Origin of the sequence: Psychrobacter pasteurii, assembly GCF_900162815.1 — a bacterium.
GTDB classification, from domain to species: domain Bacteria; phylum Pseudomonadota; class Gammaproteobacteria; order Pseudomonadales; family Moraxellaceae; genus Psychrobacter; species Psychrobacter pasteurii.
This window is the reverse complement of the sequence record NZ_FUGD01000028.1, coordinates 1-1,141: the sequence shown is the minus strand read 5'-3', so window position 1 is coordinate 1,141 and position 1,141 is coordinate 1. Positions and strand designations below refer to the sequence as shown.

The window sequence follows — 1,141 nt, the reverse complement described above, 5'->3', positions numbered from 1 at the left end:
GCGTGAACATAATATTAGCCAAAGTACTTTTTACAAATGGCGATCCAAGTACGGTGGTATGGATGCCTCACTGATTACTCGTCTTAAAGAATTAGAGGCTGAGAACGCTCGTTTAAAGAAGATGTACGCCGAGGAAAGGCTTAAATCAGACATCTTACAGGATGCCATGTCAAAAAAGTGGTAGCGCCCTCTAGGCGCAAAGACTTGGCTAAATATTACGTTGATGCTCGCAGTATAAGCATTCGTCTAGCCTGTCTGATCTTTAACATCAGGATAACCTGCTATTACTATCAGCCAAAGACAGCGGATGATAATGAGCAGATAGCCAAGCTGTTAATTGATTTAACAAACAGTCATAAAAACTGGGGCTTTAAACTATGCTTTCTATACTTAAGAAATGTATTGGGATTACCTTACAACCATAAGCGAGTTTATCGTATCTACCATGAGCTTGAATTAAACCTGAGAATAAAACCTAAACGTCGTATTAAACGAGATAAACTCCAAACGCTTGTTGTGCCCACTTGTATCAATCAAAGCTGGAGTATGGACTTTATGCACGATGCCTTAACCGATGGTAGAGCTATTAGACTCTTTAATGTCATTGATGACTTTAATCGTGAAGCATTAACCATAGAGGTCGACTTCTCACTACCTGCTCAAAGAGTGATACGCAGTTTAAATCAGCTCATAGAGTGCCGTGGTAAGCCTAATCAAATTAGGTGTGATAATGGTCCTGAGTATATCAGCAATGATTTAAAGGACTGGGCAACTAAGCAAGGTATCGTTATTGAATATATTGAGCCTGGTAATCCTCAGCAAAACGCCTATGTTGAACGCTTTAACAAGACAGTACGTTATGATTGGCTTAATCAGGAGTTGTTTGATAGTTTAGAGCAAGTGAGACAGCAAGCTGAAGTTTGGCTCAATCACTATAATAATGAGAGACCCAATATGGGTAATGGTGGCTTTACGCCGATTCAGAAACTTAATATGGCAGCTTAGTTCTACTTATTTGGTGTTTTAAGTTTGGGGGTATTTCCCCTCTAATTCTTTTAATCTGGTGATTAATGAGGCATCCATACCGCCATATTTGCTCCTCCATTTGTAGAAGGTACTTTGGCTAATATTGTGCTCACGT

Annotated in this window: 1 protein-coding gene and 1 pseudogene; one reads left to right on the top strand and one right to left on the bottom strand. The window is 39.5% G+C overall.

The window, feature by feature from the left end; translation table 11 throughout:
• Positions 1-1,005 (top strand): IS3 family transposase gene (locus tag A1232T_RS00580; RefSeq protein WP_244152318.1). Its coding sequence is split into 2 segments (ribosomal slippage), with 1,006 coding nucleotides annotated over them: positions 1-170 and positions 170-1,005; the frame shifts between segments, so codons are not numbered across the junction. This gene is flagged as partial in the annotation.
• A 39-nt stretch (positions 1,006-1,044) separates the two neighbouring features.
• Here the strand turns inward: A1232T_RS00580 and A1232T_RS00575 are convergent.
• Positions 1,045-1,141 (bottom strand): annotated as a pseudogene (locus A1232T_RS00575) (transposase); the annotation flags it as partial.